Source organism: Pseudomonas sp. QS1027, assembly GCF_002814235.1.
Classification (GTDB): Bacteria; Pseudomonadota; Gammaproteobacteria; order Pseudomonadales; family Pseudomonadaceae; genus Aquipseudomonas.
Genome location: NZ_PHSU01000056.1, coordinates 1 through 1,534, shown reverse-complemented (window position 1 = coordinate 1,534; position 1,534 = coordinate 1). Strand labels below are relative to the sequence as shown.

At 53.9% G+C, this 1,534-nt stretch carries 1 protein-coding gene; it reads right to left on the bottom strand.

What is annotated here, in order from left to right; translation table 11 throughout:
- Positions 1-14: 14 nt before the first annotated feature.
- A complete protein-coding gene (locus tag CWE01_RS33105) occupies positions 15-1,400 on the bottom strand; it encodes an IS4 family transposase (RefSeq protein ID WP_100944757.1) in 1,386 nt (461 codons plus the stop codon).
- Positions 1,401-1,534: the final 134 nt, after the last annotated feature.

The following is a 1,534-nucleotide window of genomic DNA, read 5'->3' as shown; positions in this document are numbered from 1 at the left end:
GATTTGAATGGCACTTACTTAACATGTTTTGGGTGCCCGTATTTTCTGACGTCCGCCCTTGCTGCTCGGCGTGGTTTGGTCAGCAGTGGGTAGGCCTGAGGTCTTCGTTTCACAGCCCGAGGTTCGATGCGTCCAGGACGATTTCCAACACGTCGTTGGGCAACCAGCATGAGCAAATTAGACATCTCATCCTCTCCGTCAGCACTGCCATATTGCCGTAGTGCCAGCCATAGCTGAAGGCTGTGCTTGAAACTCAGTTCACGAGGCAAACAGTCAGCTAACAGCGCTGATTGCGCCATGATCATCCGGATCAGATTGTGTGCCAGAAAATAGATCCATAGCTCCTTCACCGCCATGCCGGGCGTCTTGCAGCTTAACTGCCCAAGCCCGAGTGTTGCTTTGAGATTGCGTAAGTCCAACTCGACATGCCATCGCCCTTTGAGCAACACCTTGAGGGCTGTTTTCGGTGTTCGCTTTGGGCAACATAGCGTTGTCACCAAGATCTTCCCGTCTACCTTCAACTCTCGAACCGTCAGGCGTTCCGGTGCCTGTTCGTAATACTCTTGTCCCATCCATGGCGGCCTTTGTTTGGGCTTTTTCAATTCGATCAAATGGTCCTCCGGACCGAGATCTTGGCCCAGACGAAAGTCCGTCTTGCGTCGCCGGGCGCCGTACTGTTCAAACACGCCATCCACTCCCTTGCGCTGCAATTCGCACAACAGAAAATAAGTGGCGTAGTAGGCATCACCCAGGAGAATATCGCCTCGTTTCAAGGTGTCGAGCATCGATCTGAGGAGTGTTTGCTCATCACCTCCCTTGCCGCGAAAACGTCCCCAAGACACATCCAGAACGGCCCCACTGGCGAGACAAACGATACCGACAACTCGGCAAATCGGAAAACCAAGACCCACTTTCTGGCCGCGGGATTGGGGATACGCACTTTGGTTGGCTGTGGTATCGGGCATGGTCACCGTTGTACCGTCCACCAGACGCACTGGCCGCCCCATCCAGCGCCAAGACTCTGCTACCTGATCGCTGATTGCAGAACCGGTATGTCGAACTAACGTGGAAACCATCTCGACAGGTAAACGTTTCCTGGCTTTGCAGTAAGCCCCTGTTCGCGTGCTGTTGGGTTTCAAGCCGCCGCCCGCCCGCTTGATGGACAAGTCGTTGACGGCATTCTGGCAGGAACGGTCAGCGCTCATTGCTTGAGCCAGGAACATGGACAGTGTTTCAGTCGGAGGGAACAAGCGTTCCCGATGCTCTGGCAACACTGACTCGACCCGCTGCAAGAGTTCTGGAGCTGTGAGCAGATTGAAAAAGGCATAGGCATCACAGCTCGTTGTGTGTCGGTGAATACGTTGTCGTTGCTGTCGGAGGATTTGACGTCTACGATTCATGGAGGGCTGCGTCCTTGGCTTGTCGGTGTGTGTTCGCAACTATCACCGTAGACCAAGACCAGCCCTTCTTCATTTTTCGCTTTCAGTTCAGGCGCTTAACCGCTAAGGAAGTGCCATTCAAATCTGTCCCCTTT

What these genes read in the sequence shown, in the direction of transcription:
- CWE01_RS33105 (WP_100944757.1), bottom strand. Translation starts at nt 1,400, where the DNA reads ATGAATCGTAGACGTCAAATCCTCCGACAGCAACGACAACGTATTCAC.